Origin of the sequence: Candidimonas humi (assembly GCF_019166065.1) — a bacterium.
Taxonomy (GTDB): domain Bacteria; phylum Pseudomonadota; class Gammaproteobacteria; order Burkholderiales; family Burkholderiaceae_B; genus Candidimonas; species Candidimonas humi.
In genome coordinates this window covers 455,908-474,336 of record NZ_JAHTBN010000003.1, presented here as the reverse complement: position 1 = coordinate 474,336, position 18,429 = coordinate 455,908, and the positions used below count along the sequence as shown (strand labels likewise).

Sequence of the window (18,429 nt, the reverse complement as noted above, 5' to 3'; positions counted from 1 at the left end):
ACCCTAAGATGGCAGCGCCGGCGGAAAGTTCAAGCTCCGCCGGCAAAATCCCGCCGCTACAGGCCGAGCTGCAAAGATTCCACCCCGCCCATATAGGGCTGCAGCACCTCGGGCACGCCGACGCTGCCGTCGGCGCGCTGGTAGTTTTCCAGCACGGCGACCAGGGCGCGGCCCACGGCCAGGCCGGAGCCATTCAGGGTGTGCAGGTATTCGGGCTTGCCTTTCTCGGGACGGTAGCGGGCCTGCATGCGGCGCGCCTGGAAGGCTTCGCAGTTGGACACCGACGAGATTTCCCGCCAGGTATTCTGTGCCGGCAGCCAGACTTCCAGGTCGTAGGTCTTGGCCGAGCCGAAGCCCATGTCGCCGCTGCACAGCAGCACTACCCGGTACGGCACGCGCAGCTTCTGCAGCACGGCCTCGGCGTGGCCGACCATTTGCTCCAGCACATCGTAGGACGTGTCGGGATGCACGATCTGCACCATTTCGACCTTGTCGAACTGGTGCTGGCGTATCATGCCGCGCACGTCGCGCCCGCCGCTGCCGGCCTCGGACCGGAAACACGGGGTATGCGCGGTCAGGCGCAGCGGCAGATCCTGCAGCGGCACGATGGTGTCGCGCACCGAGCCGGCCAGCGTGATCTCGGAAGTGGAAATCAGGTACAGGTCTTCGCTGGCCACCACATTGCCCTGCTCGTCGCGCTCGGGATCCTGGTCCTGGCCGCCCTTGGTGACCCAGAACATGTCGTCCTTGAACTTGGGCAACTGGCCCGTGCCGAACAGGGTCGAGCCATTGACGATGTACGGCGTATAGCATTCGGTGTAGCCATGCTCGCCGGTCTGCAGGTCCAGCATGAACTGGGCCAGCGCCCGATGCATGCGGGCCATACCGCCGCGCAGCATCATGAAACGCGCGCCCGACAGCTTGCGCGCGGTTTCGAAATCCAGCCCCAGCGGCTCGCCCAGCGTCACATGATCGCGGGTCTCGAAGGGGAAGGGGCTGGGGTTGCCCTGCCCGTCCACCTCGATGCCCGGCGGAATCCAGCGGCGCACCTCGACGTTGTCGTCGCTGGACTTGCCCGCCGGCACGCTGGCGTGCGGCAGGTTGGGCAGCGTCATGAGCCAGTCATTGAGCTCGGCCTGCACTTCGGCAAGCTCCGATTCCAGTTCGCGCAGCCTTGCCGGAATAGCCTGCGATTCGGCCAGTTCTTTGCTGGCGTCTTCACCCTTGGACTTGAGCTGGCCGATGAGCTTGGACACGGCGTTGCGGCGCGCCTGCAGCGTCTCGGTCTCGACCTGCACCGCCTTGCGGCGCGCTTCCAGGCGGTTGAAGCGCTCGGTATCGAATTCGAGCCCGCGCAGGGCGAGTCGTTCGACCACAGTGGGCAGGTCTTTGCGCAGTTGGTTGGGGTCTAGCATCGGATGAGTCCAGCAGTGTGATAAGTTCGAAATTCCACGCGAGCCGGCGCGGGCCAGGCATGGATATGCCCGCGGCGCCCGCGGGTTCGGGAATCGATGGAATTATACAGAGGGGCTATTCCTTCCCCGCCTCTTCATCCAGCTTGCGCAAGAAGGCCAGCTTCTCGGCGATCTTGATTTCCAGCCCGCGCGGCACGGGCTGGTACCAGCCCGGTTCGGGCATGCCGTCGGGCAGGTAGGTTTCGCCGGCGGCATAGGCGTTGGGCTCGTCGTGGGCGTAGCGGTATTCGTGGCCGTAGCCCAGTTCCTTCATGAGCTTGGTGGGCGCGTTGCGCAGGTGTACGGGCACATCGCGCGATTTGTCCTTGCGCACGAAGGCGCGGGCCTGGTTGTAGGCCATGTAGCCGGCATTGCTCTTGGCGGCGACTGCCATGTAGATGACGGCCTGCGCCAGGGCCAGCTCGCCTTCGGGCGAACCCAGGCGCTCGTAGGTGCTGGCCGCGTCGTTGGCCAGTTGCATGGCACGCGGGTCGGCCAGGCCGATGTCTTCCCATGCCATGCGCACGATGCGCCGCGACAAGTAGCGCGGGTCGGCGCCGCCGTCGAGCATGCGGGTCAGCCAGTACAGGGCCGCATCGGGGTTGGAGCCGCGCACCGACTTATGCAGGGCCGAGATCTGGTCGTAGAAATTGTCGCCGCCTTTGTCGAAACGGCGGGCATTCAGGGTCAGCGCGTTCTGGACGAATTCGGCGGTGATATGCGTGGTGCCGGAGGCGCCGGCCGCCGTGCCGGTCTGCTCCAGCAGATTCAGGAAGCGCCGGGCATCGCCGTCGGCGTAGCCGACCAGGGTATCGACCGCCGCCTCGTCGAAATCGAGCTGCGCCAGCTCGGTGGCCCGGGCGCGGTCGAGCAGCTTGCGCAGGTCGTCGTCGCCCAGCGGCTGCAGCACGTAGACCTGGGACCGCGACAGCAGCGCGGAATTGACCTCGAACGACGGGTTCTCGGTGGTAGCGCCGATCAAGGTCACCAGGCCCGATTCGGCATACGGCAGCAACGCGTCTTGCTGCGATTTGTTGAAGCGATGGATCTCGTCGACGAACAGGATGGTGCGCTTGCCCATGGCCAGATTGCGCTCGGCCTGTTCCATGGCCGCGCGGATATCCTTGACGCCCGAGAACACCGCGGATAGCGCGATGAACTCGCAGTCGAAGGCATGGGCGGTGAGCCGCGCCAGGGTCGTCTTGCCCACGCCGGGCGGGCCCCAGAGGATCATGGAATGGGGCTTGCCGGACTCGAAGGCCAGGCGCAGCGGCTTGCCGGGGCCCAGCAGGTGCGACTGCCCTATGACTTCGTCCAGCGTGCGCGGGCGCAAGGCTTCGGCCAGGGGCGCGGCGGGTTCGACTTTGAACAGATCGGACATGATTGCTGTGGGTTCTGTTCCTGTAGCGGCGCCGCGGGCAGCCTGAGCGGCGCGGCGCGGCAGCCGGCCTACATCTTGACGACGTCGGCGCCCTTGGGCGGCACGAACTTGAAAGCGTCGGCCGGCAGCTTGGGATTGGAAACGATATGGGAAAGATCGATGCGCGTGGTCTGGCCGAAAGAATCGACGAGTTCCAGGCGCGCCGGCAAATCATTCTTGAAGCCGATATCGACATAGGCAAAGCCCGCATCGGCCTGGCGCGGCTTGGCATGCATCCATTGCAGGCCGTCCTTGTCGGGCAGCGCACTGACCTCGAAGGCCTGGTCGAGCGAACCCGAGCCGAACAGAATCGCCGCGGGCGAGGCCCCTACCGCCTTGCCGACGCTGCGCTCGGTGACTTGGCTGAGATCGGGGTCGTACTGATACACCGTGCTGCCGTCGGAAACGATGAGCTGGGCGTAGGGCTTTTCGACCTGCCAACGGAAGTGCCCCGGGCGCTGGAACGAGAAGCGGCCCGACTGCGGCGGCTTGCTCTGGCCGTCGCGCGCGCGGGTTTGCTGGGTGAATTCACCCGAAGCCGAGGACACCTTGGCCACGAACTGGCGCAACTGGGTCGCGGCGTCGGCCGACCAGGCCGCCACGGGCGCCAGCGCCAGCAAGGCCGCGGCCAGCAGGCGGCGATGAGATTTATTCAGCATTGGAACCTTCTCCGGCCGGGGCGAGGATCTCGCGGTTGCCGTTGGACTGCATGGCCGAGACCAGGCCGGCCTGCTCCATTTGCTCGAGCAGGCGCGCGGCGCGGTTATAGCCGATGCGCAAATGGCGCTGCACTGACGAAATGGAAGCACGCCGGTTCTTCAGCACCACGCTGACCGCCTGGTCGTACAGGGGGTCGGATTCCGCGTCGGCAAAGCCGGTGACCGAGCCCACGCCATCGCCGGTCTCGCCTTCCAGCGCGCCTTCGAGCAGCCCTTCGACATAGTTGGGCTCGCCCTGCTCTTTGATGGATTCGACCACGCGGTGCACTTCGTCGTCGCTGACGAAGGCGCCGTGCACCCGGGTGGGCAGGCCCGTGCCCGGCGGCATGTACAGCATGTCGCCCTGGCCCAGCAGGGTCTCGGCGCCCATCTGGTCGAGAATGGTGCGCGAATCAATCTTGGACGACACCTGGAAGGCTATGCGCGTGGGAATGTTGGCCTTGATCAGGCCGGTGATCACGTCCACACTGGGGCGCTGCGTGGCCAGGATCAGGTGGATGCCGGCGGCCCGCGCCTTTTGCGCCAGGCGGGCGATGAGCTCTTCGATCTTCTTGCCGACCACCATCATCAGGTCGGCCAGCTCGTCGATGACCACCACGATCATGGGCAGCGTCGCCAGCGGCTCGGGCGCGTCGGGCGTCAGCGAGAAGGGGTTGGGAATGGGTTCTTCGCGCTTGATGGCATCGCGGATCTTGGTGTTGTAGCCGGCCAGGTTGCGCACGCCCATCTTGCTCATGAGCTTGTAGCGTTTTTCCATTTCGGCCACGCACCAGTTCAGCGCATTGGCGGCGTGGCGCATGTCGGTGACCACGGGCGCCAGCAAATGCGGAATGCCCTCGTAGACGCTCATTTCGAGCATCTTGGGGTCTATGAGTATGAGCCGGACCTGCGTGGCGTCGGCCTTGTACAGCAGCGACAGGATCATGGCATTGATGCCCACCGACTTGCCCGAGCCGGTAGTGCCGGCCACCAACAAGTGCGGCATCTTGGCCAGGTCGGCCACCACCGGGTTGCCGGCGATGTCCTTGCCCAGCGCCATGGTAAGCAGCGAGGCATTGCTGTGGTAGGTCTGCGAGCCGATGATTTCCGACAGTCGCACCATCTGGCGGCGCGGGTTGGGCAGTTCGAGCCCCATCAGGTTCTTGCCCGGGATGGTCTCGACCACGCGGATGCTGACCAGGCTCAGTGCGCGCGCCAGGTCTTTGGCCAGGTTGACGATCTGGCTGCCCTTCACGCCGGTGGCAGGCTCGATTTCATAGCGCGTAATTACCGGGCCGGCCTGGGCCGCAACCACCACCACCTTGACACCGAAATCGGACAGCTTCTTCTCGATGAGGCGCGAAGTGAATTCTATGGTTTCGGGAGTGACGGTCTCGGGGTTTTCGACGGGCGGATCGAGCAGGCTGATGGGCGGCAGGTCGCCCGCGGCGCCGGGCTCGGCCGGTGCGGTGAACAGGGTTTTCTGCTTTTCTTTCTCGACCCGCACCGATTTCGGGATATTGACGATGGCCGGCTCGATGCGCACAGGCTGCTCGTGCACCAGTTCTTCGTGGCGGGCCTCGACGGTTTCGTTGCGTTCCGCCGTCTTGGTGACGCCCACCTTGCGGTCTTCGCGCGCCGCCTTCAGGGCGAACAGGCCGCGCACGGCCTTTTCGGCGACGATGCCGACACGTTCGGCCAGGCGCAGCCACGAAAAGCCGAAAAACAGGCTGGCGCCCACGGCCACCAGCACCAGCAGCAGCAAGGTGCAGCCTGTGGAACCCACGGCCGTGGCCAGGGCGTGCGCCAGCAGCTTGCCGAGCTGGCCGCCGGCGCCGGCCGGCAGATGCGCGCCCAACTGGCGCATTTGCAGCGCCTCGATGCCCATGGCGCCTATGAACAGCAGCACGAAACCGACGCCGACTTCCCAGTGCACCCGCGGCAAAGGCTCGGGCTTGTTCTTGGGCAGCAAGGTGCTGGTAAGCCTGAAAAAGCCGGCCACCACGCGCTGGGCCAGCAGCAGCACCCACAGCCACGCGGAATAGCCGAACAGGAAAAGCAGCAAATCGGACACATAGGCGCCAAAATGCCCGCCACGGTTCTGCGTGACGCCGCTATGCACGGAATGCGACCAGGCCGGATCGGTCGAGTGCCAGGTGGCCAACACCAGGGCGAGCCAGGCGGCCAAGGCGGCGAACAGGATCCAGCGAGCCTCTCGGAAGAGCCCGGAAACCCGTGTTTGCAGGGGTGAAGGGCCATTGCGCACGTTGCGCGAAGAACGGGACGACGTTGCGGGTAATCTAGCCATGGACTCATTATAATTGCCTGTTTACGTTTTTCGGATTTGCGTTCATGACCACCCCCAAACACGCCAAGCTCCTGATCCTGGGTTCGGGCCCCGCCGGCTACAGCGCGGCGGTGTACGCGGCGCGCGCCAACCTGGCGCCGGTGCTGGTCACCGGCCTGGAACAAGGCGGCCAGCTCATGACCACCACCGAGGTCGACAATTGGCCGGCCGACGTCGAGGGCGTGCAGGGTCCCGATCTGATGCAGCGCTTCCAGGCCCACGCCGAGCGCTTCAACACGGAATTCGTGTTCGACCATATTGCCAGTGTGGATTTGTCCAAGCGCCCCTTTACCCTGACCGGCGACACGGGTGCGGTGTATACCTGCGACGCGCTCATCATCGCCACGGGCGCCTCGGCCCAGTACCTGGGCCTGCCCACCGAGCAGGCGTTCATGGGCCGCGGCGTATCCGGCTGCGCCACCTGCGACGGCTTTTTCTACAAAAACCAGGACGTAGTCGTGGTGGGCGGCGGCAATACCGCGGTCGAAGAAGCCCTGTACCTGTCGAACATCTGCCGCACGGTCACCCTGGTGCATCGCCGCGACAAATTCCGCGCCGAGCCCATCCTGATCGACAAGCTGATGGACAAGGTCAACAACGGCAATATGCACCTCAAGCTGTTCCGCGAACTGCAGGAGGTCCTGGGCGACGATTCGGGTGTGACGGGCGTACGCCTGGTGGACAACCTGACCAAGGCCACCGAAGAACTGGCCGTCCACGGCGTGTTCATCGCTATCGGCCACAAGCCGAACACAGCCATCTTCGAAGGCCAGCTCAAAATGGAAAACGGCTATATCGTCACGCGCAGCGGGCTGCACGGCATGGCCACCATGACCTCGGTGCCGGGCGTGTTCGCCGCCGGCGACGTACAAGACCACGTCTACCGCCAGGCCATCACCAGCGCCGGCACGGGCTGCATGGCCGCCCTGGACGCGCAGCGCTGGCTGGAGAATGAGCAAGCCTAGGGTTCGCCGTAGCCAAGGCGGCCTGGAGGGCTTGCGCCGGATACTGGCGCAGGAAGAACAGGCGCGGGCCGATGCGGCGGCCGTGGCCGCGAGCCGACGCGGGGCTGCCGGCGGTACCCCTGAGGCACAGGAAAGCTCAAGAGGCTCCGCTGCCACGAGTCGCAGTGCTTCAGGACGCTCGGCCTCGAATCGCCGCGGGTCCCCACAGGGAAAGGCCAGCCTAGCGCACGTCGAGTCGGGCGCGGCCAGCACCGCGCCAACATCCGCACCCGACGCCACGGAAATCTTCCCCCTGGATGCGAGCGATCACGCACTGTTTCAGCGTGCCGTCAGGGGCGTGATCCCCATTGGCGATACGCGGCGCGCCCTGCTGCCTCCAGTGCCGGCTGCCAGCGCACGCGAATTGCGCCTGCGCCGCGAGGCCGCGGCCGGCCAGGCCGCACCAGTGCCCGCGGCAGTTTCCGACCATTACGTGCCGGCCGCAGCGGCCCGCGACGCCTCGTCGTTCCTGCGCGCCGGCTGCGGCCCCGACCTGCTCAAGGGCCTGCGGCGCGGCAAATGGGCCATAGGCGCAACCCTGGACTTGCATGGCAGCACCCTGGACGAGGCGCGCCAGCGCCTGGACCAATTCCTGCAATCGTGCCTGACGCACCAGGTGCGCTGCGTCTGTGTGATCCACGGCAAGGGCCACGGCTCGCGCCGCGGCGAACCGGTGCTGAAGACCACGGTACGACACTGGCTGGCGCAACTGGACTGTGTGCAGGCCTACGTGGAATGCCGCGAGGAAGACGGCGGCAGTGGCGCGGTGCAGGTGCTGCTGCGGGCCGGCGCAGACGCCTGATCGCGCCTGGAATCAAACAAATGAAAGCAAACAAATAAAAAATAAAAGCGGCGCGGGCTGGCCTGGCCTGGCCTGGCCTCGGTACCGGCGCTGGTGCTGGTGCTGGTGCTGCAGTGCCGTCCGCGGCCTTACCGCCCTGCTCATTTTGATTCCCGGCCGGCACAAACGACAAAAGCCGACGGTGCGTAACCGTCGGCTTTTGTCTTGTTGTTTTTATTAGGAACTGCTTTTATTTTTTATACGCCGGATACCGGCCTTGCCCATCGCGGGCGTGTGTCTCCTCACCTGCATGCACGGCATTGTGCACTAAGTTCGGGCACGCCACACTTAGGGAATACGCTTGGTTCAGGCGGTTTTTTGTTCCGATACCCCTAATTCGTCCATCATCTTTTTGCGGATCTCGAATTTCTGCACCTTGCCCGTGACAGTGAGGGGAAATTCCTCGACGAAACGCACGTAGCGCGGCACCTTGTAGTGGGCGATGCGGCCCACGCAGAACTCGCGCACCGATTCCTGCGAGACCGAGTCCGGATCCTGGCCGGGCTTGAGGATTATCCAGGCACAGAGTTCCTCGCCGAACTTGTCGTCGGGCACGCCGACCACCGAGACGTCCTTGACGGCCGGATGCTTGTAGAGGAATTCCTCGATCTCGCGCGGATAAATATTTTCGCCGCCGCGGATCACCATGTCTTTCAGGCGGCCGACCACGTTGCCGTAGCCGCGCTCGTCGATCACCACCAGGTCGCCGGTATGCATCCAGCCTTCGGCGTCGATGGCGTCGGCGGTCTTGCGCTCGTCGTCCCAGTATCCGAGCATCACCGAATAACCCTTGGTGCACAATTCGCCAGGCATGCCGCGCAGCACCACATCGCCGGCAGCGTCGACGACCTTACACTGCAAATGCGGCTGCACCCGGCCTATGGTCGAGACGCGGCTTTGAAGATCGTCGTCTCCCGCCGTCTGGAAGCTGACGGGGCTGGTCTCGGTCATGCCGTAGGCGATGGTCACGTCGCGCATGTGCATTTTCTCGATGACCTGGGTCATGATGTCCACGGGGCACGGCGAGCCGGCCATGCAGCCCGTGCGCAGGCTGGACAAGTCGAAGCCGGCGAACTCGGGGTGCGTGAGCTCGGCAATGAACATGGTCGGCACGCCGTACAGGCCGGTGCAGCGTTCGGCCTCTATGCAGCGCAGCACCGCCAGCGGGTCGAAGGCGTCCGACGGATAGACCATGGCGGAACCGTGCGTCAGGCAGCCCAGGTTGCCCATCACCATGCCGAAACAGTGATACAGCGGCACCGGTATGCACAGCCGGTCGCCGGGCTTCAGGCCCACGCATTCGCCGACGAAGAAGCCGTTGTTCAGGATATTGTGGTGCGACAGCGTGGCGCCCTTGGGCAAGCCCGTGGTGCCGCTGGTGAACTGGATATTGATGGGATCATGGCAGGCAAGGTCGGCTCCCAGCCGCGCCAGCTCGGCCGAATGCTGCGGCGTCGCAAGCGTTTCCAGTTCGTCGAACTGGCGCCAACCCCGGCGCGGCGTTCCCCCTATCTTGATCAAGTGCCGCAGATGCGGCGCGGCAGCGGCCTGCAGCGGCCCGCTATGCGCCGCCACTTCGGGCAGCAAGCTCTCGACGATGGCGACGTAGTCGCTGGTCTTGAAGCTTTCGGCCGCGACCAGGGCACTGATCTGTACCTTGTTCAGTGTGTATTCGAGTTCGCTGATGCGATAGGCCGGATTGATATTGACCAGGATCATTCCCGCCTTGGCGGTAGCGAACTGGATCAAGGTCCACTCGGCCTTGTTGGGCGACCAGATGCCCACGCGATCGCCGCGCTTGAGCCCCAGCGCCAGCAGGCCGGCGCCGATGAGGTCGGCGCGTTCGTTCAGTTGGGCGTACGTCAGGCGCACGCCCTGGTGCACGGAAACCAGGGCTTCTTGGTCGGGCCAGGTGCGGGCGGCATGTTCCAGGGCCTGGCCGATGGTTTCAGTGCGCAGGGGCGGCTCGGTAGCGCCGGTGACAAGGCTGGGCGTAGTCATTGCAGTCTCCTTGGGCCGCGGTCGCAACGCCGCGGGCTTCCTTTCTCTGTAAATGATTATGCGCCCCGATTCTTAAACGAGGCTTACGAAAAAAATGGCCGCGTACTGCCAGTCCGGGCCATGCCCGCAGGGCCCTATCGGAAGTAAATCATAACTGCCATCTATCGGTTAATCATAATTAGTGAATGGACCGGCGCAAGTTCGATATGTCAAATTAAACGGCTGCCCGGTGGGCGCGAGGCGCGATTCAGTGCGGCGGGAGGTAAGCCGTGCAGCGTCCCGAACAAGGACGGCCTCGCTCGAACGGGCCGTGGCGCCTGCGCCGCAAGAGGCGCCGCGCCAAGGCTGCAGCCGAGACAAAACACAGCATCAAAACAATCAGATTCCACAGGAGACACGCATGATTCGATCACTATCCCTGGCCGGCATGGCGCTGGCCGTCGCCGCGGCCTGCGGCTGGGCCACGACCGCCCAGGCCGCCGGCGCATATCCCGACCGCCCCATCCGCCTGATCGTGCCCTACAGCGCCGGCGGCGGCGCAGACAATGCCGCGCGCGTCATCGCGCAGAAGCTATCCGAGCGCCTGGGCCAAAGCGTGATCGTCGAGAACAAGCCGGGCGCCAGCGGCACCGTCGCCGAAGGCTACGTCGTGCGATCGCCGGCCGACGGCTATACGGTGCTGTATGACACATTCGCCTTCGGGGTGAACGCGTCGCTGCGCAAACTGCCGTTCGATCCCCGGCACGATCTGGAACCCGTATCGCTGGTGGCAACCGCCGCCATGATCCTGGTCGAAAACCCCAAGCTGCCGTCCAAGACCCTGGGCCAGTTGCTCGCCGCGGCAAAAGCCCATCCGGGCACGATCACGTATGCCTCCTACGGCGTGGGCAGCTCGGCCCACCTCGCCGCGGAACTGCTCAACGACCGCGCCGGCACCCGCATGCTGCACGTGCCGTTCAAGGGCGGCGCCCCGGCGCTGACCAATGTCATAGGCGGACAGGTCGATTGCTATTTCGCCAACGTCTCATCGGGCCTGCCCTACGTGCGTTCCGGCATGGTCAGGGCACTGGCCGTTTCATCGGCAACACGCCTGAAAGTGCTGCCCAAAGTGCCCACCGTCCAGGAAAGTGGGTTCCCGGGCTTCGAAGTCCTCGATTGGCACGGCCTCTTCGTGCCTCGCGGCACGCCTCGGGCCATAGTCGAGAAGCTGGCGAAGGCCGCCAATTACGCAACGTCCGATCCTTCGGTGATCAAGCGCCTGCACGACATGGGCATAGAGCCCGCCAGCAGCAGCCCGGCCAAGTTCGGGAAATTCCTGGACGGCCAGATGAAGAAATGGTCCACGCTCATCGAGCAAAGGCATATTTCATTGCAATGAAAAGGCATCGCGCAAGCCCGCGGCTGGCCACCGTCTCGCACCCTGGCGCCGCAGCCTGGTGCGGGCGGCCGCGCCAGACTGCGGCTTGCGGCAATCCGCCCCGCCACCCATTCCATAAAGACAGGAGACACACATGAATAGCAAGACCCTGACCCAGTGCCTGCGTTACGTACTTGCAAGCGCCGCCTTGTGCATGGCGGGCCAAGCCTGCGCCCAGGACTGGCCGTCCAGGCCGGTGCGCATCATCGTGCCCTACGCGGCCGGAGGCACTACCGATTACGCCGGACGCCTGATAGCCCAGAAGCTCACCCAGGAAACCGGACAGTCGTTCTTCGTGGAAAACAAGGCGGGCGGCTCGGGCACCATAGGCACGGCGGAAGTCGCCCGGGCGGCCCCCGACGGCGCCACGTTCCTCACGAACGACACCTCTTATGCCATGCTGCCGGCCCTGTATTCCAAATTGCCCTGGAACCACGACACCGGCTTGGTTCCCATTACCACCCTGGTCGAAACGCCGGTGGTGCTGGTGGTGCCCGAGAAATCCCCCTTCAAGACCATGCAGGACCTGGTCAAGTACGCAAAGCAGCACCCAGGCAAGCTGAATTTCGGCTCGGGCGGCGCCGGCAGCTCCACCCATTTGCAGACAGTGGTGTTCAACAAGGACGCCGACATTGCCGCCACCCACATTCCCTACAAGGGCGCGGGCGACGCGATGCGCGGCCTGGTATCGAACCAAGTGGATTTCCTCATCACCGCCACCCCGACCGCCGTGCCGCAGATACAGGGCGGCCGGGCTCGCGCCCTGGCGGTGACGGGCGGCCAGCGCGTGTCCGTGCTGCCCGATGTGCCGACCTTCAATGAAGCAGGCCTGCCGGCCTACAAGGTCATGAACTGGTTCGGCATGGCCGCGCCCAAGGGCACTTCCCCTAAAATCATCGACGCCATGTATGGCTTGATCAAGAAGGGCTTGTCCGATCCGGCAATCGTGCAGACGCTGGCCAAGCAAGGCGCCCACGCCGGCGGCATGGCCCCGGCGGAATTCGCGGCGATGATACGCAAGGAAACCAAAGTGTGGACCGAGGCGGCTCGAGAAGCCGGGATACACCCCCAATGACTTGCAAGCCGGTCGATTCAAGTCGATAGATTCATATCCCCATAGTTCATCATCAACTCATACCCAGCCATGTGGAACCTGTCTTTTTCTCCTCCTGAAGTCATCGAGGCACGGGTCATGACCCGGCTGCCGGACACATTCCGGACACCGCAGCAAACCGAATGGGCCCGGGCCAACAAGCCCGGGCAATCGATAGACAGCTTTCTCGAAGGGCCCTCGTTCGACCGGGACGGCAATCTATGGGTCACCGACATACCCAACGGGCGGATCTTCCGCATCGACCCCGGCTTGAACTGGACCCTGGCTGCCCAATACGACGGCTGGCCCAACGGCTCGGCGATTCATCGCGACGGCAGCCTGTGGATCGCGGACTACAGGCGCGGCATCCTGCGCCTTGACACTGCGACGGGCGCCATAGAGTCCGTGCTGGGCCACCGGGCCAGCGAGTCGTTCAAAGGCGTGAACGACCTCACCTTCGACTCGCAGGGCTGCTGCTACTTCACCGACCAGGGCCAGACCGGGCTGCAGGAGCCCAGCGGGCGTGTATACCGCCTGGAACCCAGCGGCAGGCTGGACATCATGATTGGCAATGTGCCCAGCCCGAACGGGCTGGCGCTGAACGGCGACGGCAGCGTCTTCTATCTTGCGGTTACGCGCGCCAATGCCATCTGGCGCGCCCCCCTGCTGCCCGACGGCAACCTCAGCAAGGCCGGGCTCTTCCAGACCTTCTTCGGCACCAGCGGCCCCGACGGCCTGGCTCTCGACAAGGAAGGCCGGCTGGTGGTCGGCCACGCCAGCCTCGGCGGCGCGTTCGTGCTGAACCCACGCGGCGAAATCACGCACTACGTGCGCTCGCCCATAGGTATCACGACCACCAATCTCGCATTCCGCCCCGGTACCCGGCAACTGGTGATAGTGGAATCGCAGACCGGCACATTGCTGGAAGCCGAACTGCCCGCCGAAGGGCTGGCCTTGTTTTCCCACGCCTGAACCACGGCAAAAAAGCAGAACGCAACAAGAGCAAGGAAGATGGAAAAAATCGATTGTGTAGTCATCGGCGCAGGCGCCATCGGCCTGGCCATCGCTCGCGCGCTGTCCATGGCGGGCCGCGAAGTAATCATCCTGGAAGCGGAAACCGCCATCGGCACGCACACCAGCGCCCGTAATTCCGAAGTGATCCACGCGGGCATTTCATACGCCCCCGGTTCGCTCAAGGGCAGGCTGTGCGTCGCCGGCAAGAATGCCATGTATGAATATTGCCGCGAACGCGGCATCAAGCACCAACGCATCGGCAAGCTGATCGTCGCGACCGACGACACCGGCATCCCGGCGCTGCACAAGTACGTAGAGCTCGCGGCCGCGCAAGGGGTCACCGACTTGCGCCTTTTATCGCGCGACGAAGTCGCCGACATGGAACCGGAAGTCGCCTGCACGGCCGGGCTGTTTTCACCATCCACCGGCATCGTGGACAGCCACGGCCTGATGCTCGCCTATCTGGGCGATGCCGAAAACCATGGCGCTACCCTGGCGCTGCAAAGCAAGGTCGAAGCCGGCCGCGCAGGCCCGCAAGGCATCGTGATCGAAGTGGGCGGCGCCGAGCCTTTCACCGTCTCGTGCAAGACCGTCATCAACGCCGCCGGCCTGGGGGCGCAACAAGTCGCGTCCCGCATCGACGGCATGCCCGCGAAGCTCGTGCCGCCGATCTATTACGCCATCGGGCATTATTTCTCGCTGGCCCGGAAGTCTCCGTTCAAGCACCTCGTGTATCCTACGAGCCGCGAAGGATCGCTGCGCGCGCACGTCACGATGGACCTGGGCGGGCAGTGCAAGTTCGGCCCCGACCTGAGCTGGCGAGACACAGTGGATTATGAATTCGATCCCGCACGCGAGCCCGCCTTCTACGAGGCGGTGCGCCGCTATTATCCCAATCTGCAAGACGGCGACCTGCAGCCCGGCTATACAGGAATCCGGCCCAGGCTTGCCGGGCCGGGGTCGTCATTGCACAACACGGAAACCGACTTCGTCATCCAGGACCAGTCGCGCCATGGCGTGGCCGGCCTGATCAATCTGTTCGGCATGGAATCCCCAGGGCTGACGTCTTCGCTGGCCATCGGACAGTATGTGGCGCAGTTGGCTGCAAACCAGGGTAACTGAACGCGGACGCGCTGTGTACGGCAGCACGGGCAGTGGCGGCTCTCGACGCAAACACCTCCGCCGGCCGGCCAAGCGGCACTATGATGTCATTGCCAACGCTCCATCAAGGCGCGAAACTCGACAAGCCCGTCATTGCCCCAGACAGCCATGCCAAGCACAAGGCCCGGCGGGGCTCATCCAGGGAGTGTACTTATGTCCAGCGATGTCAAAGCCTCCGCCAAGCCCGTCAAGATTCCGGGTCCCGAGCATCCCATCACTATCGAACACAATCCCCACCGCGTGCTGATCAGGCTGACCGGCCAGATCATCGCCGATACCCGCGAGGCGCTGACGCTGCGCGAAGCCAACTATCCCGCCGTCTTGTATATTCCCAGAAAAGACACGGATATGGTGCGCCTCACGCGCAGCGACCACGCCACTTATTGCCCGTACAAAGGCGATTGCGCATACCTGTCCATTCCCGAAGGCGGCGAGCGTTTGGTGAATGCGGTCTGGACTTACGAAAACCCGTACCCCGCGGTCGCACAGATCAAGGATTACCTTGCCTTCTACCCCGATCGGGTCGACATTGTCGAAGAACCGGTGCAAGACCAAGCCTGACAACAGTGAGCCAAACCGCCACGGGCAACCCGCCATGCATGGCGAAGAAGCCGCCACGGGCGTGTTCAAGCACTATGCCAGTTTCCGAACGCGCGATACTCAAGCCTTCTTGAGCCCGAAATACGCGCGTTCCAGCGCTGCGTCGGCGTGCATTTCTTGGACGGTGCCTTCGAAGCCTATGCGCCCGCCTTCCAACGTATAGACGCGGTCGGCGAGGTCGAGGAACTTGACGTTCTGCTCGGCGATGAGCAGGGCCAAGCCCAGGTCGCGGAACTGGCGCAGCACCTGGATGACTTCCTTGACGAACACCGGCGACAGGCCCGCGGAAGGCTCGTCCATGACCAGCAGCTTGGGCTGGCCGGCCAGGGCCTTGGCCACGCCGAGGATCTTGCGCTGGCCGCCCGACAGGCTGCCGCCCAGCGCGCGGCGCTTTTCTTCCAGGATGGGGAAACGCCGATACAGGTCGGCAATGTGCCGCTTGAGTTCGGCCGGCGGCAGGAACTGTCCGCCGATGTGCAGGTTGTCGTCGACGCTCAGATCGGGAAAGCAGGCGGTTTCCGACATGTAGGCGATACCGCGGCGCACGCGCTTGTCGGTGCGCTCGTGCGACAGGTCGTGGTCTTCGAAGCCTATGGTGCCGCCCCAGCTCGGCAGCAGGCCCATGATGGTCTTGATCAAGGTGGTCTTGCCGGCGCCATTGGGGCCCAGCAGCACCACGGTTTCGCGCGGGCGTACCGTCAGGCCTGCGCCCCACAGCGCCTGGACCTTGCCGTAGCCGGCGTCCAGTCCGGACACTCGCAGCAAATCAGTGCTCATCCGGCGCTCCCAGGAAAACCTCGACGACGCGCGGATCTTGTACCGCCTGCGCCAAGGTGCCGGCGAACAGGTTCTTGCCGGCGCTGAGCACGATCAGGCGGTCGGTAACCTCGTCGACGAAATCCATCAAGTGCTCGACCACGAGCAGCGCAATACCGGAACGCGCCAGTTCGCGCAGGCGCCCGGCTACCAGATCGAGCTCGGCGGGATTCAGGCCCGCGCCCAGTTCGTCGACGCACAGCAGCTTGGGCCGCGTGGCCAGGGCTCGTGCCAGATCCAGCATCTTCTGCTGGGCGCTGGTAAGTTCGCCCGCCATGCGGTCGGCGTGCTGTTCCAGGCCGAGAAAGCGCAGCAGTTCGCCGATGTCGCCGGCCACCCCGCCTTCGGCTTCCCCAGCGCGCGCTGCATGCTGGCCGTAGGTGCGCGCCACTTCTACGTTCTGGCGCACCGTCAGCGACTTGAAGGGCTTGGGTATCTGGAAGCTGCGGTTGATGCCTTGGTGCACCAGGCGATGCGCCGCCATGCCGCCGACTGGACGCCCCTGGTACAGGATGCTGCCGCCGTCGGGCCGATACAGCCCGGTGATGACGTTGATGCAGGTGGTCTTGCCCGAGCCGTTCGGGCCGACCAGGCCCAATACCTCACCCGGCATGACGTCGAAGCTGACGCCGTCGAGCGCGCGGAAGGCGCCGAAATGCTTGGCCAGTCCCTGTACCCGCAGCAGCGGCACGGTTGCGGCGCCCGCAGCGGGCGCGCCTGTGGCGACGGCGGCTTCAGATGACATGTATCCCCCAGCGCCGCAGCAGCGAAGCCAGCCCGTTGGGCAGGAACAGCACCAGGGCCATGATCAGCAGGCCGTAGATGAGCTGAAAGTACTGCGGCGTCGAAATCCCGATGAAATTGTAGAGCCCGTACAGCACGATGACGCCGAATATCGGGCCTGTCACGGTGGCCACGCCGCCGAACAGCGCGAAGACAATGGCGAAGATGCTGAAGTCGGGGCTGAAGACGTTGTCGGGGTAGAACACCGACACATACCAGGCGAAGTTGGCGCCGATCAGGCCGGCGGTCAGCGCCGACAGCAGCCAGGCGATGACGCGCGCCCGCACCACGTTGATGCCCGAGGACGCGGCGCTGATGGGATCGTCCTTGATGGCCTGCAGGGCCAGCCCGAAACGCGAATAGCGCAGGTACAGTACGCAGCCCACGGTGAAGACCATCACCAGCACGGCGATGGCGTAGCTGAACGCCGGATTGAAGATACCCGAGAGCGACACGCCGTAAGGACCCTTGGTGATGGATTCCAGCTCGGGATTGGAGACGATCTCGGCGATCGCCAGGGCCGCGGCCAGGTTGGCGATGGCGAAGTACGGGCCCGACAGGCGCAGCAGCGGCGTCAACACCAGGCCGAAGATCACCGAGGTGAGGGCCCCGGCCGCCATGGCGGCCAGCGGGCCGGCGTGCAAATGCATGACGGCCAGCGCGAAACCATAGGCTCCCGCGCCGAAGAAGCCGACATAGCCGAACGGCAGATAGCCGGTAAAGCCATAGATGATGTTGACGCCCTGCGCCAGGGTCAGGAACACCAGGAAATTGAACAGCAACAACTGGTTGGAATACACCTGCGGCAGCAGCGCCGCCACCACGATCAGCGGCACCAGCACCAACAGGGAATGTCGCAGCGCTTTAGGCATGGCGCACCTTCCGGCCCAACAGGCCGCTGGGGCGCACGAGCAGTATGGCGATCAGCATCAGATACGGCAGCAGGCCGGCCCAGGAGCTGAAGTAGGTCTGCATGAGCATCAGCGAGACTCCGTAGATCAGGCCGCCCAGCACAGTGCCCAGCGGGCTGCCGAGCGAGCCGACGATGATCACCGTGAAGGACTGTATGGTCAGGTGCACGCCGCTGGCTGGCGTGACGCTGCCCAGCATGAAGGGCGCAAAACAGCCGGCCACCGCGGCCAGGCCCAGCCCTATGCCGAAGGCCAGCGCCGAAACGCGGCCGACGTCTATGCCTGTGGCCAGGGCTTCGTCGCGATGCACCATCACGGCACGGGTCAGCCGTCCGACGCGCGTGCGGTACAGGTACAGGAACAGCAGCACCACCGCCGCCGCGCTGCACAGGGCGCTGACCACCCAGGCGGCGGGAAAGGTCTCGCCCAGAATGGAAACCGGATGATGGCCCAAGGCCCCGCCGGGGATGGAACGTTCGCTCGGCCCGAAGGCAATCGTAGCCAGCGACTCGATCACCTGCGACAAGCCGAAGAACAGGATGATAGACAGCATTTCCGGGTCGGGCGAGCGCAGCAAGCGCGGCACCAGCGCGTAATACAAGGGAAAGCCGATGGCGGCGAACACCACCAGGCAGAACACCGCGGCGAGTATCGGGTTCAACATGGTGGCGGCGTACAGGCCCACGGCCGAGAACGCCCCCAGCATGACGAAGTCGCCATGCGCCAGGTTGACGATGCGCATCACCCCGAAAATGAGATTCAGCCCCAGCCCGACGAGGCTGAAGTACAAACCGAAAAGCAGGCCGGCCAGGATCGAATATGCAAGCATGTCGCTATAGGTTCGCTATCTACTATCTAGTGACTAGTGA

General features: G+C 64.6%; 16 protein-coding genes. 7 read left to right on the top strand and 9 right to left on the bottom strand.

The window, feature by feature from the left end; genetic code table 11:
- Positions 1 to 56 precede the first annotated feature (56 nt).
- From serS to KVP10_RS09190, 4 genes are all read right to left on the bottom strand, one after another.
- A complete protein-coding gene (gene serS / locus KVP10_RS09205) occupies positions 57 to 1,415 on the bottom strand; it encodes a serine--tRNA ligase (protein ID WP_217964254.1) in 1,359 nt (452 codons plus the stop codon).
- Between the two features lie 115 nt (positions 1,416 to 1,530).
- Positions 1,531 to 2,835, bottom strand: coding sequence for a replication-associated recombination protein A (locus KVP10_RS09200; RefSeq protein WP_217964253.1), 1,305 nt, complete (start codon positions 2,833 to 2,835; stop codon positions 1,531 to 1,533).
- A 68-nt stretch (positions 2,836 to 2,903) separates the two neighbouring features.
- A complete protein-coding gene (lolA, locus tag KVP10_RS09195) occupies positions 2,904 to 3,533 on the bottom strand; it encodes an outer membrane lipoprotein chaperone LolA (protein WP_217964252.1) in 630 nt (209 codons plus the stop codon).
- The gene (locus tag KVP10_RS09190; protein WP_217964251.1) at positions 3,523 to 5,880 is read right to left on the bottom strand and encodes a DNA translocase FtsK; all 2,358 of its coding nucleotides are present in this window, start codon (positions 5,878 to 5,880) and stop codon (positions 3,523 to 3,525) included. Before KVP10_RS09190 ends, lolA begins: the two co-directional genes overlap by 11 nt.
- A gap of 44 nt (positions 5,881 to 5,924) precedes the next feature.
- On the opposite strand from KVP10_RS09190, the gene trxB reads away from it, so the two are divergent.
- Together trxB and KVP10_RS21510 are read left to right on the top strand one after the other, a co-directional pair.
- Complete coding sequence (gene trxB / locus KVP10_RS09185) at positions 5,925 to 6,884, top strand: thioredoxin-disulfide reductase (protein WP_217964250.1); 960 nt, start codon at positions 5,925 to 5,927, stop codon at positions 6,882 to 6,884.
- 337 nt (positions 6,885 to 7,221) lie between these two features.
- Positions 7,222 to 7,725, top strand: a complete 504-nt coding sequence (locus tag KVP10_RS21510) for a Smr/MutS family protein (protein ID WP_217964249.1) — start codon at positions 7,222 to 7,224, stop codon at positions 7,723 to 7,725.
- A 345-nt stretch (positions 7,726 to 8,070) separates the two neighbouring features.
- On the opposite strand, the gene KVP10_RS09175 is transcribed toward KVP10_RS21510, so the two are convergent.
- Positions 8,071 to 9,765 carry an AMP-binding protein gene (locus KVP10_RS09175; RefSeq protein WP_217964248.1) on the bottom strand — a complete coding sequence of 565 codons (1,695 nt, stop codon included), beginning with the start codon at positions 9,763 to 9,765 and terminating at the stop codon, positions 8,071 to 8,073.
- A gap of 400 nt (positions 9,766 to 10,165) precedes the next feature.
- Between KVP10_RS09175 and KVP10_RS09170 the strand changes: the two genes are divergently transcribed.
- The 5 genes from KVP10_RS09170 (at position 10,166) to KVP10_RS09150 (ending at position 15,011) form a co-directional block, all read left to right on the top strand.
- Positions 10,166 to 11,143, top strand: coding sequence for a tripartite tricarboxylate transporter substrate binding protein (locus tag KVP10_RS09170; protein ID WP_217964247.1), 978 nt, complete (start codon positions 10,166 to 10,168; stop codon positions 11,141 to 11,143).
- Between the two features lie 133 nt (positions 11,144 to 11,276).
- Positions 11,277 to 12,257 carry a Bug family tripartite tricarboxylate transporter substrate binding protein gene (locus KVP10_RS09165; RefSeq protein ID WP_246600500.1) on the top strand — a complete coding sequence of 327 codons (981 nt, stop codon included), beginning with the start codon at positions 11,277 to 11,279 and terminating at the stop codon, positions 12,255 to 12,257.
- A gap of 69 nt (positions 12,258 to 12,326) precedes the next feature.
- Entirely contained in the window at positions 12,327 to 13,247 is a 921-nt protein-coding gene (locus KVP10_RS09160) for an SMP-30/gluconolactonase/LRE family protein (protein ID WP_217964246.1), read from the top strand.
- Positions 13,248 to 13,286: 39 nt separating this feature from the next.
- Entirely contained in the window at positions 13,287 to 14,411 is a 1,125-nt protein-coding gene (locus tag KVP10_RS09155; RefSeq protein WP_217964245.1) for an NAD(P)/FAD-dependent oxidoreductase, read from the top strand.
- Positions 14,412 to 14,603: 192 nt separating this feature from the next.
- Positions 14,604 to 15,011, top strand: coding sequence for a DUF427 domain-containing protein (locus KVP10_RS09150; protein ID WP_217964244.1), 408 nt, complete (start codon positions 14,604 to 14,606; stop codon positions 15,009 to 15,011).
- 99 nt (positions 15,012 to 15,110) lie between these two features.
- On the opposite strand, the gene KVP10_RS09145 is transcribed toward KVP10_RS09150, so the two are convergent.
- The 4 genes from KVP10_RS09145 to KVP10_RS09130 are packed head-to-tail and all read right to left on the bottom strand — an operon-like array spanning position 15,111 to position 18,389.
- Positions 15,111 to 15,827 (bottom strand): ABC transporter ATP-binding protein, encoded by a 717-nt coding sequence (locus KVP10_RS09145; RefSeq protein WP_217964243.1) that lies wholly within the window; start codon positions 15,825 to 15,827, stop codon positions 15,111 to 15,113.
- Positions 15,817 to 16,611 (bottom strand): ABC transporter ATP-binding protein, encoded by a 795-nt coding sequence (locus KVP10_RS09140; protein ID WP_217964242.1) that lies wholly within the window; start codon positions 16,609 to 16,611, stop codon positions 15,817 to 15,819. The genes KVP10_RS09145 and KVP10_RS09140 overlap by 11 nt, the downstream gene beginning before the upstream one ends.
- The gene (locus tag KVP10_RS09135) at positions 16,601 to 17,521 is read right to left on the bottom strand and encodes a branched-chain amino acid ABC transporter permease (protein ID WP_217964241.1); all 921 of its coding nucleotides are present in this window, start codon (positions 17,519 to 17,521) and stop codon (positions 16,601 to 16,603) included. The genes KVP10_RS09140 and KVP10_RS09135 overlap by 11 nt, the downstream gene beginning before the upstream one ends.
- Complete coding sequence (locus tag KVP10_RS09130; protein ID WP_217964240.1) at positions 17,514 to 18,389, bottom strand: branched-chain amino acid ABC transporter permease; 876 nt, start codon at positions 18,387 to 18,389, stop codon at positions 17,514 to 17,516. The genes KVP10_RS09135 and KVP10_RS09130 overlap by 8 nt, the downstream gene beginning before the upstream one ends.
- Positions 18,390 to 18,429: the final 40 nt, after the last annotated feature.